This window comes from Limnohabitans sp. JirII-29, from assembly GCF_003063395.1.
Taxonomy (GTDB): Bacteria; Pseudomonadota; Gammaproteobacteria; order Burkholderiales; family Burkholderiaceae_C; genus Limnohabitans.
On the sequence record NZ_NESB01000005.1, the window covers coordinates 54,734 to 72,026 of the forward strand.

The following is a 17,293-nucleotide window of genomic DNA, read 5'->3' on the forward strand; positions in this document are numbered from 1 at the left end:
CGCCGCTGAGTACCTACCTCTTTACCGATTGAATTGTCATGACGCACGTTGTCACCGAAGCCTGTATCCGTTGCAAGTACACCGACTGTGTGGACGTTTGTCCTGTCGACTGCTTCCGCGAAGGCCCCAATTTCTTGACCATCGACCCCGATGAGTGCATCGACTGCGCGGTGTGCATTCCTGAGTGCCCCGTCAATGCCATCTACGCCGAAGAAGACGTGCCCGATGGTCAACAGCACATGACAAAACTCAATGCCGAGCTGTCACAAATCGGCTGGCCCAGCATCACCAAGCGCAAGGCACCTCTGCCTGACGCCGACGACTGGAAAGACCGCACCGGCAAGCTGGCCGAGTTGCAACGCTGATTGACACCCCCATGATCGAGACCGACGCCGTCATTGTGGGTGCCGGCCCCGTCGGCCTCTTTCAAGCCTTTCAGCTGGGGCTGCAAGACATCCGCTGCCACCTCATCGACGCCCTGCCCTACGTAGGCGGCCAGTGCGCTGAGCTGTACGCAGACAAACCGATTTACGACATCCCGGGCTTGCCGTTTTGCACCGGGCGCGAACTGGTCGAGCGTTTGCAACAGCAAATCCGCCCCTTTGCCCCCCACTTCCACCTGCACCAAGAAGTCAGCCAAGTGGCGCAACGGCCCGATGGCCGCATCGACGTCCACACCTCGGCACAGCAACACTTCGTGTGCAAAACCTTGTTCATTGCGGCGGGTGTGGGTGCGTTCCAACCGCGCAAGCTCAACCTGGAGGGTGCTGCTGAGCTGGAAGGTCGCCACATCCACTACCACCTGAGCGAGACCACGCCGTTGGCAGACCAGCATGTGTGGGTGCTGGGTGGAGAAGCCCAAGCCGTGGATGCGGCCGTGCAGCTGAGCCAAATGCGCGAGCAGGCCCCACGCAGCGTGACCTTGATCCACCGTCGTGATGTGTTTCAAGCTGAACCGCAGGCGCTGAGTGCCATGCGTGACGCTGTGGCCGCTGGCCGCTTGCAGTTGCAAATTGGCCAAATCACGGCCCTGCAAAGCGCAGACCAACGGTTGCAAGCGGTTCAGGTGGCCACACCCGAGGGCGAGACCATAGAGCGAACCGCGCAACAGTTGCTGGTGTGCTGGGGCCTGTCACCCAAGCTCGGGCCCGTGGCTCATTGGGACCTGGAGATGGCGCGCAAGCAATTGGTGGTGAACACCGAAAACTTTGCCACCTCGGTGCCCGGCATTTTTGCGGTGGGTGACATCAACACCTACCCGGGTAAGAAAAAACTTATCCTGTGTGGTTTTCACGAAGCCACCTTGGCCGCCTTTGGTGCCGCCGACATCGTGCACCCGAACCGCAAAACCTTGTTGCAATACACCACCACCTCGAGCGAGCTGCACCGCTTGCTGGGTGTGAACTGATTCAGACTTTGGTTGCGGCTGGTGTCAAGCCGCTTTCAGATACATGTCAATGTGCATCGACGAATAGGGGCAAAGTACGCCACCGCTCTCTGTGCGCTCCAACAACCCCAAGTCAGCCAAGATCACCACATCTTCGTGCACACGCTTGACATCGCGCCCCACTGAGCGCGCCAGTTCGCGCACAGAAAGCTCGCCTTTTCCCTGTGCTGCTCGAACAATCTCCCAGCGTTTTTCGGAAAGTTGTCCAAAGAAATGGGCTGGACTTTCGAAGTTCAACACTTCGCCTTGGTAGGTGTTGGCTTTGGCCAATTTGGCCGCAGTGCGCAAACCACTCTGCCAGTCAGGTTGCAAGGTGATGGTCAGATAACGTTCTGTCATAAGGTTCTCCTAGCAGCAACAGCCGCAATAAAGTCTTCAATCAGTTGCTCCGCATTCGTAAAGACGTAAGGCACTTGTTCACCATCGAGGTGGCAGTGATCGCCTTTGCCTCGCTCATTGTCAAAACCAACAATCCGAACACCATCGACAACATAGACGGCGCGGTACTTGTACCGATGGTCTGAGGGCGGCACAGCTTTGGGGACTTTCCAAATCACAACTTCGAGCACAGCACCATCGGCCATGATGTCTTTGAAACGTGTGATCAGTTCAGCAGGCATGTGCATTATTTTGGTCGTCAGCTGAGGTGTTGTCAAGTTCGCCAACACCAAAGAAGGTGTGGCCTATCTGCTGCAAATCTCGGTTCAATTGAATTCGCCTAGAATCGAATTGTGTCGTTCTTGTTCAGTTTGAGCGACGCATCCGCTGGGGGTGTTGGTGTCTCGACAGACATCGACTGAGAAAGTCCCTTTGAACCTGATTGAGGTAATCCTCGCGCAGGGAAGCTTGTCAAAAGAACCGGTACAGGGACACCTCCCTCTTCACTGCCGATTCCCCGTCAGCCCCCTGCTTGTTGCAAGTGAAACACAGATGGCTTTTGACGCGTCCACGATTCCTGCTGACTTGCTGAACTTCTTCGCTTTGCCCGAAGTGAGCGACGACGACTTCAATGCCATGGCGCTGCGTCTGTTTGCCCATCAGGTGCAGCACAACCTGCCCTTCCAGCGCTTTTGCCAGCTGCGCGGCAAGACGCCACGCAGTGTCAAACACTGGCATGACATTCCAGCCGTGCCGATCAACGCCTTCAAAGACCTCACGCTCAGCTGTGTGCCGCCAGACACCTGCGCTCGCGTGTTCATGACCAGTGGCACCACGCGCGGTGATGTCAAAGGCCGCCACCACCACCCCGCGCTCGAGGTGTACGACAGCTCCATGCGCCTGAACTTTGCACAACACGTGATGCAAGGCCAGCCCCGCATTCGCATGGGCATTTTGTTTCCCGACGAAGTGGCATTGCCCAACTCGTCGCTGGCCCACTACCTGCAACTGGCCCTCACCCACTTTGGCACGGCAGACAGCGGCTACTTCATGGGCGCGCAAGGCTTGGACATTGCTGGGCTGACCGCCGCGCTGCAACAGGCACAAGACACAGCACAGCCATTGGCCTTGCTGGGCGCGAGCTACAGCCTGGTGCATGCCATGGACGCCCTGGCGGCCCTGGGCCAATCCTTCCAGTTGCCCGCAGGCAGTTGGCTGTTTGACACCGGGGGCTTCAAAGGCCAGTCGCGCGAGATTGAGATGGATGCGTTTTACGACCAGCTCTCAGCCACTTTTGGTGTGCCACGCACGCATTGCCTCAACATGTACGGCATGACCGAACTCAGCACCCAGTTCTACGACCGGGGCAATGCCACGGTGCCATCGGTCAAACGCGGGCCTCATTGGATTCGCTCGCGTGTGATCGACCCGATCAGCGGACGCGAGATGCCACGCGGCGAGCGCGGCATCTTGGTCCACACCGATTTGGGCAACTACAACGCCGTGACCACCATCCTCACCGAAGACGTGGGCGTGGCTACCGACGACGGCTTTGTGCTGCTGGGCCGCGCCCAGGGTGCGCAAGCCAAAGGCTGCTCGCTGGCCGTGGAAGACTTTTTGAAAGCCGCACGAGCATGAGCACGGTCAGCTTCAAAGCGGGCTACCTGCCGGGACTGTCTGACGCCGAAGTGCACTGGCACGCGCTGCACTTTGGCACGCCTGAGCACCCGCTGACGGTGCAGGTGCCGCAACTCAAGCCCGCGCAAATGACCGCCTTGGCCACGCGTGTGCGCGAAGCCAGCCGCACGCAGTTGCAACACGGGCCGGTGTCTGACATGGTGGCCGTGATCGACCGTGCCGTGGCGCGTTTGCTCGATGCCAACGACCCTTACCGGCAACAACTCGACACCTTGTTGCCACGTGTCACGGGCTTGGATGCCGAGATGGTGCGCATCCACCTCAGCGCCTACTTGCAGACCTTTCGAGCCCTGCAACTGCAACGCTTTGTGGTGGAAGACTTTGCCAACCCGCTGTTGCTGGATGCGTTTCAACCCCGCGTGGGTGGCGGCTGGAGCAAAGCCTATGGCCCCGAACTGATCGCCCATGTGTGGGCGGGCAATGTGCCGGGCTTGCCCATGTGGAGCCTGTTGTCGGGCCTGCTGGTCAAAGCGGGCTCGGTGGGCAAAGTCGCCAGCGCCGAGCCGGTGTTTGCCAGCGTGTTGGCGCGTGTGCTGGTGGCGGAGGAGCCGCGCTTGGCCGACTGCCTGGCTGTGGTGTGGTGGCCGGGCAGCGAGGCAGCGCAGGCAGCCCCCTTGTTTGAACAAGCTGAGGTGGTGCTGGCCTATGGCGGCAACACCGCCTTGCGCGACATGCAGCAGCATGTGCCGGTGACTGCACGGTTTTTGCCGCATGGCCACAAGCTGAGTTTTGGCATGGTGTCCACGGCGGCGCTGACGCTGCGCCGTGCCAAGGCCACCGCGGCGCTGGCCGCGCTGGACGTGGCGCGCTACGAGCAGCAAGGTTGCTACTCGCCGCAAATGTTTTATGTGCAACGTGGTGCCCAGGTCAGCCCGCACGAGTTTGCGCAGAGCCTGGCCAGCGAGCTGGCCGCCTTGAGCCACAAGTTTGTGCGCCGCACTCTGTCGTTGGAAGAGGCCGCAAGCGTTGCCGCTTGGCGCGAGTCCCACGAATTCGCCATGGTCAACAGCCCCAACACCCAGGTGTTGGGCGACGCCACCCAGGCCTGGGCGGTGGTCTACTGCGACGCGCCCACACCCCTGCAACCCGGCCCCTTGAACCGCTGCGTGGTGGTGGCCGCTGTGGACACACTGGACGAAGTGGCCGAGCTGGCCCGCGCCCAACGCGACTACCTGCAAACCGTGGGGCTGGCAGCAGCGCCTGAAGAACTGCTGCGCCTCGGTGAGTCATTGGCGCAAGCGGGTGTGACGCGCATCTGCGCCATAGGCGCCATGACCGCACCCGCTGCGGGTTGGCACCACGACGGGCGCTTCAGCTTGCTCGATCTGGTGCGCATGGTGGACATCGAAGCGTCCACCGAAGCGGCTGCCGAGAACTTCACAGCCTATGAGCCCTGACACCCTGCCCCCACAACCCGCCTTGCGCCTGCACGCGTTGCGCTTCGCCTACGCCACGGGCGGCGAAGCCGTGCGGGGCGTGAGCTTGGACATCGCACCCGGCAGCGTGCACTGCTTGGTCGGGCGCAGCGGCTGCGGCAAAACCAGCGTGCTCAAACTCGCGGCGGGTTTGTTGGTGCCCCAACACGGCCAGGTGGTGTGCCACGGTGAACCCGTGAACGGGCCGAGGGCCGACGTGGGTTTTGTGTTCCAACGCCCCACCCTGCTGGAGTGGCTCAACGTGCTGGATAACGTGTTGTTGCCCGTCTCGCTGCAACGCCAGGTGCGCAGCAGCGACCGCGACCAGGCCACACACCTGCTCACGCGCATGGGCTTGGGCGCTCACACGCAGCACAACCCGTTGACCTTGTCAGGCGGGCAGCAAAGCCGGGTGGGGCTGGCCCGTGCGCTGATGGGCGAGCCAAACATGTTGTGCATGGACGAGCCGTTTGCCGCGCTCGACGCCATCACCCGCGAAGAACTGCAACACGACTTGCTCGCGCTGTGCGCCCAGCAGGGCACCACGGTGCTGTTTGTCACGCATGACATGGCCGAAGCGGTGTACCTGGGCGACCAAGTGACCGTGATGCACCAAGGGCAGATGGGCCACACGCTGCGCATTGACTTGCCTCGGCCACGGGCCCATGGCTTGCGTCACAGCGCCGAATTCAATGCCGTGTGTGCCCAGTTGCGCCAACACATGGACGAGGGGCTGTGATGCGCCACACACGCCTGCTGTCTGTGATGTTGGGTCTGCTGTGCCTGGGCCTGTGGGAGCTGGCGGTGCAACAACTCGCCACCTCGGCTTTGGTGTTGCCTGCCCCCACTGTGATCGCCTCATCCTTGTGGCGGGGTTTGAGCAACGGCTATCTCTGGCCCCATGTGCTGCAAACCTTGAGCGAGGTCGGCTTGGGACTGCTGCTGGGTGGCACGCTGGGGTTTGCGGGCGGCGTGGCCTTGGGTGAATCGGCCCGTCTGCGTGGCGTGTTGATGCCCTATGTGGTGCTGAGCCAAGTGGTGCCCAAACTCGCGCTGGCACCGCTCTTCATCGTGTGGTTTGGTTTTGGCACCTTGCCCACGGTGGTGATGACCGCTCTGATTTGCTTTTTCCCGCTGCTTGAAAACACCGCCACCTGCATGCAGCAAGTCGATGCACAACGGCTGGAGCTGTTTCGCATGCTGCGTGCCACGCCCTGGCAAACCTTGTGGCGTTTGAAAATTCCAGCGGGCCTGCCCCACATCATGGCCGGCTTGCGCGTCGCGGTGGTGCTGGCCTGGGTGGGCGCGGTGGTGGGCGAATTCATTGGCGGCAGCAAAGGCCTGGGGGCCTTGATCATTGCGGCCCAAGGCTCGATGGACACGCCTTTGATGTTTGCCGTGCTGGTGCTCATCACCGTGCTGGGCCTCTTGAGTTACAGCGGCGTTCAAGCGCTTGAGCGCCGGTTTTCACCTTTCCCTTCTTCAACCTCTTCGAAAGTTTGACGCATGACCTCTCTTGCCCGCCGCGCAGCCCTGATTTTTGCGCGCACCACGTTGTTCACTGCCCTGGTTGCCGGTGCCTTGCCGCTGAGCAGCCTTGCGCAATCTAGCCCCAAGACCGACAAAGTGGTGGTGGCGGGCTGGAGCAAACCCATCACCGAAATCACCAACCTGCTGGTGGAAGAAGACAAGGGCTTTTTCAAAGCCCGTGGCATTGAACTCGCCTACGTGCCCGGTGCCGGTGGCGGTGACGCGCTGCGCAACATCTTGAGCGGCCAGGCCGACATCGCCTTCACCGACCCAGGCTCCTTCTTCGCTGCGCTCGACAAGGGCGAGAAGCTGCGCGCCATCTACGACATTTATCCGCAGAACGTGTTCAACGTGGTGTCACTCAAGTCCCAAAACATCACCAAACCGGCGGACCTCAAAGGCAAGCGCATTGGGGTGTACAGCCTCGCCAGCGGCACCCGGCAAAACCTGCAAGTGCTGTTGCACCAAGCCGGTTTGAGTGAGTCTGACGTGACCGTGGTGGTGACGGGCTTGTTGAACTTTGCGCCGCTGATGCAAGGCCAAGTTGACGCCACCGCCGCCACCGACACCGGCTTGCTGGTGGGCAAACAAAAAGGCCTGGGGGATGTCAACGTGATGGAGGTGAAAAATTACGTCAACATTTCCAGCGACTTCTTTGTGGTGCGCGAAGACACCTACGCCCAAAAGAAAGATGCGCTGAAACGCTTTTTGCAGGCCTACCAAGACAGCGCGGAGTGGATGATGCGCTCGCCCCAAGAAGCGGCCAAGCTGGCGGTGAAGGTGGCGATTGACGGACAAAACGAAGCCATCAACTTGGAGGTCATCAAGCTGCGCAACGCGTCCAGCGTGTCCACCACCACCGCACAGCGCGGCTTGGGTGCGTTTGACTTGGCCTCGCTGCAAAAAGGCGCGCAAGCCTACAAAGCGTTTGGTGTGATTCAACGCGACATCAAGGTGAGCGACGTGGTTAGCCAAGACCTGTTGCCAGGAAAAAAATGAGCGCGCCCACTGCACGCTTTGACGGCCAAGTGGTCTTGGTCACCGGGGCCAGCCGGGGCATCGGTGCGGCCATTGCCAAAGCCTTTGCGCGCGAAGGCGCGCTGGTGTTGGTGAACTACCTGCACAACGAAGCCGCCGCCCAAGAAGTGGTCAGCGCTTGCGAGCAAGCGGGCGGCCATGCCTGGGCCTTGCAAGCCGATGTGCGCTCGCCTGAGGCCGTGCAAGCCATGGTGGCCCAAGCGGTGGCCGAAACCGGGCGCATTGATGCCGTGGTGAACAACGCCTTGGGCCCCTACGCGTTTGACCCCGAACACCGCCAGCGGTTTTGGGAGTTGCCCTGGAGCGCTTACCAAGGCCAGTTCGACGGCGCGGTGCAAGCCGCTTATCACGTGTGCCAAGCGGTATTGCCCCACATGCGTCAACGGGCCAGCGGCAGCATCGTCAACCTGGTGAGCGACCTGGTGCAACGCCCCAGCATTGCGTACCACGACTACACCACCGCCAAGTCGGCGTTGGTGGGCTTCAGCCGCAACTTGGCCACTGAGCTAGGGCCTTTGGGCATTCGGGTCAACTGCGTGGCACCTGGCCTGGTGAGCCCCACGGCGTCGAGTCAGCACACCAAGGAAGCTGTCAAAGACGTGCTGGTGGCACAGACCCCCCTGGGACGCTTGGCCACGCCGGACGATGTGGCGGGCCCCGTGCTGTTTTTGGCCTCCGACTGGAGCCGCTTCATGACCGGGCAAGTGCTGGTGGTGGACGGCGGGTTGGTGATGGCATGAGCCGAGCGTCAGCGCCGCACGTGCATGGCCACGGGCGCAAAGCCGTGGTTGAGTGGCCCGTGGCCGTGGCCCGTGGTGACCGCTGCGCCGTGCTCGATGGCGCCCAAGATAAAGCGGCGTGCCAGCGTGACGGCCTGCGCCAAGTCGTGCCCCAAGGCCAGATGTGCAGCAATGGCCGACGACAAGGTGCAGCCCGTGCCATGCACATTGCGACTGGCAATGCGGCGCGACGCCAACCGTTGCGACGCGATGCCAGGTTGTGCCAGCAGGTCCACCACCTCGTCACCGGGCAAATGCCCGCCTTTGAGCAACACCGCGCGTGCGCCTTGGGCCAACAGATCTTGTGCGGCTGCTTCAAGCGCGTCTGCGTTGGCAATGTCGTGCCCCAGCAGCAAAGCGGCTTCGTCCAAATTGGGCGTGATCAAGCGCGCACGCGGGAACAGCTCGCGCACCAGCACCTGCACGGTCTCGCTGGCAATCAACCGGTCACCACTGGTGGCCACCATCACGGGGTCGAGCACCACGTTGTTGAGTTGGTAATGGTCAATGGCCCATGCCACCACGTCAACGATGGCGGGCGCGTGCAGCATGCCGATCTTGACGGCATCGACGCCAATGTCTTCCACCACCGACTGGATTTGCGCCTTCAAAAACTCAGCCGGTATGCCATGGATGCCCTGCACGCCCACGGTGTTTTGTGCGGTCAGCGCCGTGATGGCGCTCATGCCATAGCAGCCCAGGGCGGCAAAGGTTTTGAGGTCGGCCTGAATGCCCGCGCCGCCGCCGCTGTCCGAACCGGCAATCGTGAGAACGCGTGCGTAATGCAAGGGCGATGGAGAGGTAGAAGTGATGCTGCTCATGCGTTGAATTATCCGCAACTCGCTTCAGGTATTTTTCAGAAAGACAGAGATCAATGAGTTCACCACAACACAGCGTGGTTCTGGGGGCGGGCCTGATGGGCCGCTTGTTGGCACACAGCTTGGCACGACGCGGTCACCGGGTGGAAGTGCACGAAGCCCTGGGCCCCGATGCCCAAGGCGCAGCGGCCCGTGTGGCCGCAGCCATGTTGGCGCCGCTGGCCGAATCGGCCATCACCGAACTGCCGGTGGTGCGCATGGGCCAGCACGCGCTGACGCGCTGGCCTGAATTGATTGGGCAGTTAGAGCAAGCGGTGTTTTTTCAACAAAACGGCACCTTGATCGTGTGGCACCGCCAAGACGCAGGCGAAGCCCAACGCTTTGAACAACTGCTGGCCCGCACCCACACCCAACTGCCCAGTCTGCCCGCATCGCAAAGCCTGGACACACCGTCACTGGCGGCCTGCGAGCCCGCGTTGGATGGACGCTTTCAACGCGCCTTGTATTTGCCTGAGGAAGGCCAACTCGACAACCGCCAGTTGCTGGCGGCCTTGTTAGACAGCCTGCACACACACGGCGTGGCGCTGCACTGGCAAAGCCCCAAGTCACCCAGCGACTTTGCACCGGGCACGCCCGGTCAACCCGATTGGGTGTTTGATTGCCGTGGCTTGGGCGCACGCAGCGACTGGACACAGCTGCGCGGTGTGCGCGGCGAGGTGGTGCGCCTGCATGCACCCGAGGTCACGCTGCTGCGACCCACGCGCTTGATTCACCCGCGTTACCCGATCTACATCGCGCCCAAAGAAGACCATGTGTTTGTGATTGGGGCCACCGAAATTGAAACCGAAGACCTGTCACCCGCCAGCGTGCGCTCGACCCTGGAGCTGCTGAGCGCGGCCTACACCGTGCACAGTGGCTTTGCAGAGGCACGCATTTTGGAAATCAACACCCAAGCGCGCCCCACCCTGGCCGACAACCTGCCTGCGGTGCGCTGCTTGAGCCCGCGCTGCGTGCAACTCAACGGCTTGTACCGCCACGGCTTTTTGATTGCACCGGCCATGCTCGACGTGGCGCTGGAATGGGTGGAGCACCAGAGCACTGAGCTTGCGGCAAAATTTGCATTGAAGTTTGAACATGTCTGAAACCACCACCATCCGGGTGCTGATCAACCAAGCCCCACACGATCTGAGCGTAGGTGCCACATTGGCCGATGCGGTGCAACACGCGGGCATTCAACCGCCGTTTGCCGCCGCCGTGAACCTGCAATTTGTGCCACGTACCCAATATGCCCAACACAGCTTGAACGACAACGACCACATTGAATTGATCGCGCCCATCACGGGCGGTTGATCGCAACCCCACCACACCATGCCTCACTCGACCTCTCTCACGCTCTACGGCGAAACCTTTGCCAGCCGCTTGCTGCTGGGCACCTCGCGCTACCCCTCACCCAGCGTGTTGCTGGCTGCCATTGAGCGCGCTAAGCCAGCCATGCTGACCGCCTCCTTGCGCCGACAAACTGGCAGCGGTGGCGAAGCCTCGCAAAGTTTTTGGAACCTGCTGCGCCAAGCGGGTGTGCCGGTGTTGCCCAACACCGCGGGTTGCCACAGCCTGCAAGAAGCCATCACCACCGCCGAGATGGCACGCGAAGTGTTTGAAACCGACTGGATCAAGTTGGAGCTGATCGGTGACGACTACACCTTGCAACCCGACACGCTGAACTTGCCCGAAGCCGCCAGCCGTTTGATCAAGGCCGGCTTCAAGGTGCTGCCCTACTGCACCGAAGACCTGGTGCTGTGCCAACGCTTGGTCGATGTGGGCTGCCAAGCCGTGATGCCCTGGGCCGCACCCATTGGCACCGGCAAGGGCCCCGTCAACCCCACCGCCCTGCGCACACTGCGTGAGCGGCTGGATGTGCCGCTCATCGTGGATGCTGGGCTGGGCTTGCCTTCGCACGCCTGCCAGGTGATGGAATGGGGCTACGACGCGGTGTTGCTCAACACCGCCGTGGCCCTGGCCCAAGACCCGGTGCGCATGGCCGGCGCATTTGCCGATGCGGTAGATGCCGGGCACAGCGCCTATGTGGCAGGCGCTATGCAAGCGCAAGACAGCGCCCAACCCAGCACCCCCGTGTTGGGCACACCGTTTTGGCACCAAGCATGAACGCACACGACATCGCTAACGCCATTGCGCAACAACATGCCCACATGCTGGCCGGTGAGCCGCAAAGCCATGCACAAGCACCGTCGGACAACACCTTAACGCCCGAGATGGCAGGCGTACTGCAAGGCTGCCGCATGCTGGGCTTTTTAGAACACGACGCGCAATGCGTGATGCAAGCCTGGCAACAACAAAGCCTACGTCTGGGTGGTTTTGATGTGAGCGCATGGCCTGTACACCCCGCAGACTTTGGCATCGCCCCCGCGCCCAGAGACCACGCGTTTGCGCCCTGCCCGCACGCCTTGGGTTTGTACGCCGTGCTGCCCGATGCGCAGTGGGTGGGCCGCATGGCACGTGCCGGTGTGCCCACCGTACAACTGCGCTTCAAGTCAGACGATGCCGCCGCCATTGCGCGTGAAGTGCACGCCGCCGTGGCCGCCGTGCAAGGCACCCAAGCCTTGCTGTTCATCAACGACCACTGGCAAGCGGCCATTGATGCGGGTGCCTACGGCGTGCATCTGGGCCAAGAAGACATGGCCGATGCACCCCTGCAAACCATCCGCGGCGCAGGCCTGCGTTTGGGCCTGAGCACCCACGGCTACGCCGAGATGCTGCGCGCTGATGCGGTGTCGCCCAGCTACATCGCCTTGGGTGCGGTGTTTCCCACCACCTTGAAGCGCATGGCCACCGCACCGCAAGGCATGGGACGCTTGCAAGCCTATGCCCGCTTGATGCAGCAGCACCCGCTGGTGGCCATTGGCGGCATTAACGAATCGCGCCTGTCTGCGGTGTTGCAAACCGGTGTGGGTTCGGTGGCCATGGTGCGCGCCATCACCGATGCGCCAGACCCACAAGCCCGCGCGCAAGGTTTTATAAAAATCATGCAGTCGGTCTAGAAAAACGCCAAAAAACGCTTTATAATTTCGGTCTTATTCCTCGATAGCTCAGTCGGTAGAGCGCCGGACTGTTAATCCGTAGGTCCCTGGTTCGAGCCCAGGTCGAGGAGCCAAAAAAAGAACCCCTCTTGCAGCAATGCAAGAGGGGTTTTTCTTTTTGTGGCGTCATGGCTCAACTGCTTGAACTTTCACCTTTTTGAGCATGATGGGCTTGACCAGTATCTTGTAGCTGTCCAGATCAAAGTTGTGTTGTTGATGCGCTTTGAACATACGCGCTGGCCCAGCTTTTGAGCATTGCGTACCCAGGTAGCACCAGTTGTTGACTCTGTGTCTTTGCACCCAACCATCCCTCTCTTCGACGAGATCAACAGGACCACCAAACGGCCAGACCTCCACCTGTGAATCGACCAACGCTGACAAAAGTCTTTGATCGTGGGTGTGTCGATCTTCTTTGCCCACACAAGCACCTAAGCAGGTTTTGATTTGCCAACCGAAGCACCCTCGCTGAGACGTCTTCTCCAAACCCAGAACCGACATACACAACAGATGTTGCTGTGCCAGGTCTTTTAACTTTGCATTCGCGGAGTGAACCGATGAGAACAATCCATAAAGCTCAGGCGTTGATCCAAGGTGGACTGACTTGCTGTCAACGATCTCAGGTACGACCCCTTGGGCTGTTTGATTCACGCGAATGGCGCACAGCGTTTTGATTCGTCGCAAACGCTGATTGAACAGTGGACTTTGCTCTTTGATCATTCGGGACTCAAGCAATAAGGCCCCGATCTCCCCGGCTGTCTCGATGAAGTCGATCCTGCGTGTCTGAGCCACCATGCTGGCTTCGTCAGGTGCCCTGAGGTGACTCATCACACGACTACGGATATCCACGCTCTTGCCAATGTACAGGGGCAAGGTCCCCTCGCCTTTGAAAATGTAAACACCTGAGGAGCGAGGTAATGCAACAAGACTGGCTGAATCAATCTTGTGTGCAGCAACAGTTGGATCGGCAATTGCCATAGGTCAACACAACATACAGGTCATTGATTCGACCAATTGTTGCGAACAAATCACTCATTGGGCACAGGCTCTTGAGGCTCGGCCGAGTTATCAATGTTGCTGACATCCGCTGAGGCTGTGAAACACATTTTTTGACCATCCCATTGTTGACCGCACCAGCAAAGGCCTTCATCGTTGATGATGCAAGTGCCGGTTCCGCAGCATCTAGGGTCGTTTGTCATGTGGAGCTCCGATCGTTTTGAATTAGCAATTGGCACGGCGATGGTTTGCAACCATTCGGTCGTCAAATTTCATTTGGGGACTTCTCAACGCACGATGTTTTGTGACGCGGCCGTTCATCCTTTTACGCCACAACCGATACGAGCTTGGGTTGAGTTCGTGACGCATCAAACGTACAACGTCAGACTCAGACAGGCCGACGCGCTCTTTGATTGACTCAAATGAAGTTCTGTCCTCCCACGCCATTTGAATCACAGCCGATACATCACCGGGCGTGAGCGCAGCCATCTTCTGTGAAAACTTAATAAACATTTTTTCCTGAATAACGCGCATCAGTGGCCTGATTCAGCACGAGATAACCATGCGGAACTCTGCAAGTGATCGGTACGCATCACCGGGTACTTGTTGAACGTTGGGTCGTGGTACGGGATTTGGCTGATCCAAAAGTCCATTCTTTGCTCGGGATCTTCGTGAAAGCGTTCATCCCGGTCCATGCGTATTTGATATTCCTGCCGCAACGCCGACAGTTTTTTGTGAAGTGTTTCACCGTATCTTTCCCGAATACGTCGGTCTTGCACATACATCCACTGCGCAATTTGCAGCTGTCTGTGGTTGGAGATGTGGTCTGTAATTTCGTAGGCCGTGTTGAACAAACCCCAGCGCGACAAGGAGTCAGGCGAAACGGGTTCAAGCAAATGCGCCACCAGCAATGCACGCGCCTGTCGAATGGGCACATACAGTGAGCCTGATGTCAGGTTGACCTGAGCCGTCACCCATTCACCGCTGATCTGAGTTCGCAAGCGCCCTTGAAAAGTTCGCGACTCGAAGGAAATGCTCTCGGGGTCCACATGCAGTTCCTGCACATCGACGCCCTGCATATTTTTCGTCAGCACCTGGTAGGTGATGTGGTGCTTTTGCAGGTAGGGCAACACCACCGAAGCCCATCCGGCTGGAATGATGTAACCCGCTTGAGGAAAACTAACGATGGCTTCGTTGACAGGTTGAATATCACCATACACAGGCACCTGCCACACCGTGGGTTTCTGCAAATGGTAGGTGATGTGGCGACCGCCGACCACAGGCGCATCGCTGTGTGTGGTGTATTCGTAACCCAACAAATTGGCTTGCCCCGTAGGAATGTCAATTCCTGCCTCAAGCATGTTGTGCCAGTCCAGGGCCACAGCTTGGCTGTACATCGTTTCGGATTTCTCATCCGCTTGAAGTGCAACATCCAACAACTGCTTGCCTTGTTTGGCGATGAGATCCAGTGCAGCGGTCAACACATCGTGGCTGGTTTTCACGCGCTGCGCATAGGGGTCCCACGCGTGGTCTTCCACCAAGATGCCCATGCGATTGCGCAATACGGCGTACACATGCGAAAACCGAGGCGCATCTGCATCACGCATGATGCCCGCACGCGGATTTTCAAAATCCAGCAAAACCGGCGTGAAGTCCAGGGGACGATGGCCGCTGGCAGACAGGCGCTTCATCATGTCCACAGAGAACTGATCTGACACTTCACGCAATGCATCGTCCACACCGAACATGGGCGACATGGACAACGAAACATCGTGACGAAAGCGAACGCCATCTGTCACATGCAAATCCAGGGTCAGCAATGGATCCCAATCGGCGATGAATTGCAGCATGGCATTCATCTCGGATGATTGGCCCAATATCCAGTCGCGGTTGAGGTTGATGCGCTGTGCGGTCACCCGCTCGCCCTGCAAACTGGGGCCGTTTTGATTGGGTCGGTTGAAGGGACTGGGACGCTCATGCCCGTCCACATTGAACACGGGGACAAACAAAAAAACTTGGTGCTTGAGCGGGTCATTGGAAGAAACTTTTTTCAACAAGTCTCGAACAACGATCAACCCCGCATCCTTGCCGTCCATCTCACCCGCATGCGTCCCTCCAATGGCCAACACCACAGGCACCTTCATGCGTCGTGCCTGATCTGGCGTCAAAGCGCCACTGCGGCTGACGACCAAGGCCATGATGGAACGCCCTTCCGCCGTGCGCCCAATGCTGACGCAACGAACCGCCTCAGGATATGTGCTTGCAAAGCGATGACACGTCGCTTCGACCTCTGCATACGTACCGGTACGTCGAAATTGACTGACTTCAGCCTCCAACAGCTCAGAAGTTACCGGCTTGTTTTGTGCGATCCCCTCGCTCGACATCCACAAAAATATGCACAAGCACCAAAAAATCTTAGGTAGGTTCATGAGCTCAATCACTCAGCCAATTTCTTTGGCTGCGCATCAAAACGTCATGTGAAGTTGGAACACCGAATTGGGAGCTTTTGGCATGAACGGTGCAGCCAATGGCTTGAAATGGAAACGACCCATCTCTTGTGCGTAGGACTTCATCACGGCGGAGGATGTGTCCGCAAAGTCTGACAAGGTGAATTTGCTCAACGTGTCCTTGATGACGTGTTCAAGACCCAGCTCGTAGCTTGCAAGCTTGGGCGGCTTCTCAGCGTCGGCTGGGTGTGCGCCATCAAGAGTTTGCTCAAACACGAAAGCGATATCCCACATGGAGATGCAAGACACATCGCCCTGAATCATGTACCCGCCGCCAGGCCCCTTCATAGAAGTCACAATTTTGTGGTCCTTCAAAAGCTTGAGGATGTTTTCCAGGTAAGAGATGGACAGGTCGAGCCTGGGGGACAGCTCTGTCGTGGTGACATAACCGACGTTGCGCCGCCCTGCGAGGAAGACACAAACTTCAATGGCGTTGATTGTTTTCTTCGAAATCATGGCTTAGCTCCTAATGAGTAGGATTTTCAGCCATATATCTACGCAAAATCCAAATATTTGGTAAATCATCGACATTTCGAACAATAATCTACGCAACATCTACTCAAAGGTGCAACATTGAACACACCACACCACGCCACCACCGCCCTCTATCGAATTGGAGCGGTATCCAAGACCTCAGGCATTCCCGTTTCCACTTTGCGCATCTGGGAAACGCGCTACGGCGCGTTCAGCCCAATCAAGACAACAGGCAAGCAGCGCTTGTTTGCAGAGCACGATGTCTCCAAGGCATTGCTGCTCAAGCAGCTCTCTCATGCGGGGCATGCCATCAGCGCGGTGGCCCACTTGGATTTGGAGCAACTCAGGCGCATCAGCAACATGCCCCACAACGCCCACAAGCGCTTGGTGACACCCGGACAACCGGTGTCTCTGGCTGTCGTGGGTCTGAGCATGGCCAATCGCATTGAATCCACCAAGTTTGCGGCGGGTTTGCAGCAACACAGACTCAAGGTCACGAACGTGTGGATGGATCTGGATGTGGCAAGCAAAGCCAAACTGTCCGACGCACCACAAGTCTTGTTGATCAAAGTCAACACACTGCAAACCAATGTGCATGCGTCAATTCAAGCCCTGATTGATCAACACAAGTTTGCGCAAACCATCGTCATCTACAACTTTGCGCCGGAGTCCGTGGTTCAGGCGATGAAGTTCTCAGGTGTGATCGTCAGGCGCGAACCGATTTCAGACAGTGAGCTGGCCGAATTGCTGCAGTCCGTTTTGTTAGCAGACCGCGACCACGCACAACAATTCGGAACAAGCGGTGCCGTGATTGCCGCACGCAAATACTCGGAGGAAACACTCAGCCGAGTGGCCAGCATCTCCACCCAAGTCTTGTGCGAATGTCCCAGGCATGTCGCGGAGCTGATTTCACAGCTCGCAAGTTTTGAGGAATACAGCCAAGCGTGTTTGAACAACAGCACCGAAGATGCCCACCTGCACGCCTACCTCCGATCTATTTCAGGTTCTGCCCGTTCGCTGTTTGAAAACGCACTTGAAAAAATTGCCCAGCATGAAGGCATTGATCTGCGTGAGGATCAGCGCCATGCTTGATGACATGAAAAAAAACACACTGCTGCGCA

General features: G+C 58.9%; 20 protein-coding genes, 1 tRNA gene and 1 riboswitch. Of the genes, 14 read left to right on the top strand and 7 right to left on the bottom strand.

Going from position 1 to position 17,293, the window contains the following annotated elements:
• Positions 1-38: 38 nt before the first annotated feature.
• Positions 39-365, top strand: coding sequence for a ferredoxin FdxA (gene fdxA, locus B9Z39_RS09505; RefSeq protein ID WP_108301546.1), 327 nt, complete (start codon positions 39-41; stop codon positions 363-365).
• Between the two features lie 11 nt (positions 366-376).
• Positions 377-1,408 carry an NAD(P)/FAD-dependent oxidoreductase gene (locus tag B9Z39_RS09510; protein WP_108301547.1) on the top strand — a complete coding sequence of 344 codons (1,032 nt, stop codon included), beginning with the start codon at positions 377-379 and terminating at the stop codon, positions 1,406-1,408.
• Positions 1,409-1,432: 24 nt separating this feature from the next.
• Here B9Z39_RS09510 and B9Z39_RS09515 read toward each other — a convergent pair whose 3' ends face one another.
• Positions 1,433-1,786 carry a hypothetical protein gene (locus tag B9Z39_RS09515; protein ID WP_108301548.1) on the bottom strand — a complete coding sequence of 118 codons (354 nt, stop codon included), beginning with the start codon at positions 1,784-1,786 and terminating at the stop codon, positions 1,433-1,435.
• Positions 1,783-2,067, bottom strand: a complete 285-nt coding sequence (locus B9Z39_RS09520) for a DUF6516 family protein (protein WP_108301670.1) — start codon at positions 2,065-2,067, stop codon at positions 1,783-1,785. The genes B9Z39_RS09515 and B9Z39_RS09520 overlap by 4 nt, the downstream gene beginning before the upstream one ends.
• 137 nt (positions 2,068-2,204) lie before the next feature.
• A riboswitch (TPP riboswitch) is annotated at positions 2,205-2,307 on the top strand.
• A gap of 70 nt (positions 2,308-2,377) precedes the next feature.
• On the opposite strand from B9Z39_RS09520, the gene B9Z39_RS09525 reads away from it, so the two are divergent.
• From B9Z39_RS09525 to B9Z39_RS09550, 6 genes are read left to right on the top strand one after another with little or no spacing between them, the layout of a single operon-like run.
• On the top strand, positions 2,378-3,463 hold the full coding sequence (locus B9Z39_RS09525) for a long-chain fatty acid--CoA ligase (protein WP_108301549.1): 1,086 nt from the start codon (positions 2,378-2,380) through the stop codon (positions 3,461-3,463).
• Positions 3,460-4,920, top strand: coding sequence for an acyl-CoA reductase (locus B9Z39_RS09530; RefSeq protein ID WP_108301550.1), 1,461 nt, complete (start codon positions 3,460-3,462; stop codon positions 4,918-4,920). Before B9Z39_RS09525 ends, B9Z39_RS09530 begins: the two co-directional genes overlap by 4 nt.
• Positions 4,910-5,677, top strand: coding sequence for an ABC transporter ATP-binding protein (locus B9Z39_RS09535; RefSeq protein WP_108301551.1), 768 nt, complete (start codon positions 4,910-4,912; stop codon positions 5,675-5,677). Before B9Z39_RS09530 ends, B9Z39_RS09535 begins: the two co-directional genes overlap by 11 nt.
• Complete coding sequence (locus tag B9Z39_RS09540) at positions 5,677-6,441, top strand: ABC transporter permease (RefSeq protein WP_108301552.1); 765 nt, start codon at positions 5,677-5,679, stop codon at positions 6,439-6,441. The genes B9Z39_RS09535 and B9Z39_RS09540 overlap by 1 nt, the downstream gene beginning before the upstream one ends.
• Positions 6,442-6,444: 3 nt before the next feature.
• Entirely contained in the window at positions 6,445-7,467 is a 1,023-nt protein-coding gene (locus B9Z39_RS09545) for an ABC transporter substrate-binding protein (protein ID WP_108301553.1), read from the top strand.
• A complete protein-coding gene (locus B9Z39_RS09550) occupies positions 7,464-8,246 on the top strand; it encodes a 3-oxoacyl-ACP reductase (RefSeq protein ID WP_108301554.1) in 783 nt (260 codons plus the stop codon). Before B9Z39_RS09545 ends, B9Z39_RS09550 begins: the two co-directional genes overlap by 4 nt.
• 8 nt (positions 8,247-8,254) lie before the next feature.
• Here B9Z39_RS09550 and thiD read toward each other — a convergent pair whose 3' ends face one another.
• Positions 8,255-9,106 carry a bifunctional hydroxymethylpyrimidine kinase/phosphomethylpyrimidine kinase gene (gene thiD / locus B9Z39_RS09555; RefSeq protein ID WP_100144499.1) on the bottom strand — a complete coding sequence of 284 codons (852 nt, stop codon included), beginning with the start codon at positions 9,104-9,106 and terminating at the stop codon, positions 8,255-8,257.
• A 53-nt stretch (positions 9,107-9,159) separates the two neighbouring features.
• On the opposite strand from thiD, the gene B9Z39_RS09560 reads away from it, so the two are divergent.
• The 5 genes from B9Z39_RS09560 to B9Z39_RS09580 all read left to right on the top strand — a co-directional run bounded on the left by B9Z39_RS09560 (position 9,160) and on the right by B9Z39_RS09580 (position 12,272).
• Positions 9,160-10,245 carry an FAD-dependent oxidoreductase gene (locus tag B9Z39_RS09560; RefSeq protein WP_108301555.1) on the top strand — a complete coding sequence of 362 codons (1,086 nt, stop codon included), beginning with the start codon at positions 9,160-9,162 and terminating at the stop codon, positions 10,243-10,245.
• A complete protein-coding gene (thiS, locus tag B9Z39_RS09565) occupies positions 10,238-10,453 on the top strand; it encodes a sulfur carrier protein ThiS (RefSeq protein WP_108301556.1) in 216 nt (71 codons plus the stop codon). The genes B9Z39_RS09560 and thiS overlap by 8 nt, the downstream gene beginning before the upstream one ends.
• An 18-nt stretch (positions 10,454-10,471) precedes the next feature.
• Positions 10,472-11,266: a thiazole synthase gene (locus B9Z39_RS09570; protein WP_100144492.1), complete on the top strand. Its 795-nt coding sequence runs from the start codon at positions 10,472-10,474 to the stop codon at positions 11,264-11,266.
• Positions 11,263-12,159 carry a thiamine phosphate synthase gene (gene thiE / locus B9Z39_RS09575; protein WP_100144489.1) on the top strand — a complete coding sequence of 299 codons (897 nt, stop codon included), beginning with the start codon at positions 11,263-11,265 and terminating at the stop codon, positions 12,157-12,159. The genes B9Z39_RS09570 and thiE overlap by 4 nt, the downstream gene beginning before the upstream one ends.
• A gap of 37 nt (positions 12,160-12,196) precedes the next feature.
• Positions 12,197-12,272: transfer RNA gene (locus tag B9Z39_RS09580), tRNA-Asn, on the top strand.
• A 52-nt stretch (positions 12,273-12,324) separates the two neighbouring features.
• Here B9Z39_RS09580 and B9Z39_RS09585 read toward each other — a convergent pair.
• The 4 genes from B9Z39_RS09585 to B9Z39_RS09600 form a co-directional block, all read right to left on the bottom strand.
• Entirely contained in the window at positions 12,325-13,173 is an 849-nt protein-coding gene (locus B9Z39_RS09585; RefSeq protein WP_108301557.1) for an endonuclease, read from the bottom strand.
• A gap of 243 nt (positions 13,174-13,416) precedes the next feature.
• Positions 13,417-13,725, bottom strand: coding sequence for a TIGR03643 family protein (locus B9Z39_RS09590; protein WP_233248970.1), 309 nt, complete (start codon positions 13,723-13,725; stop codon positions 13,417-13,419).
• Positions 13,725-15,620, bottom strand: a complete 1,896-nt coding sequence (locus B9Z39_RS09595; protein WP_146183313.1) for a M14 family zinc carboxypeptidase — start codon at positions 15,618-15,620, stop codon at positions 13,725-13,727. The genes B9Z39_RS09590 and B9Z39_RS09595 overlap by 1 nt, the downstream gene beginning before the upstream one ends.
• Positions 15,621-15,656: 36 nt before the next feature.
• Complete coding sequence (locus tag B9Z39_RS09600; RefSeq protein ID WP_108301559.1) at positions 15,657-16,154, bottom strand: Rrf2 family transcriptional regulator; 498 nt, start codon at positions 16,152-16,154, stop codon at positions 15,657-15,659.
• Positions 16,155-16,271: 117 nt separating this feature from the next.
• Between B9Z39_RS09600 and B9Z39_RS09605 the strand changes: the two genes are divergently transcribed.
• Entirely contained in the window at positions 16,272-17,264 is a 993-nt protein-coding gene (locus B9Z39_RS09605; RefSeq protein WP_108301560.1) for a MerR family transcriptional regulator, read from the top strand.
• Positions 17,265-17,293: the final 29 nt, after the last annotated feature.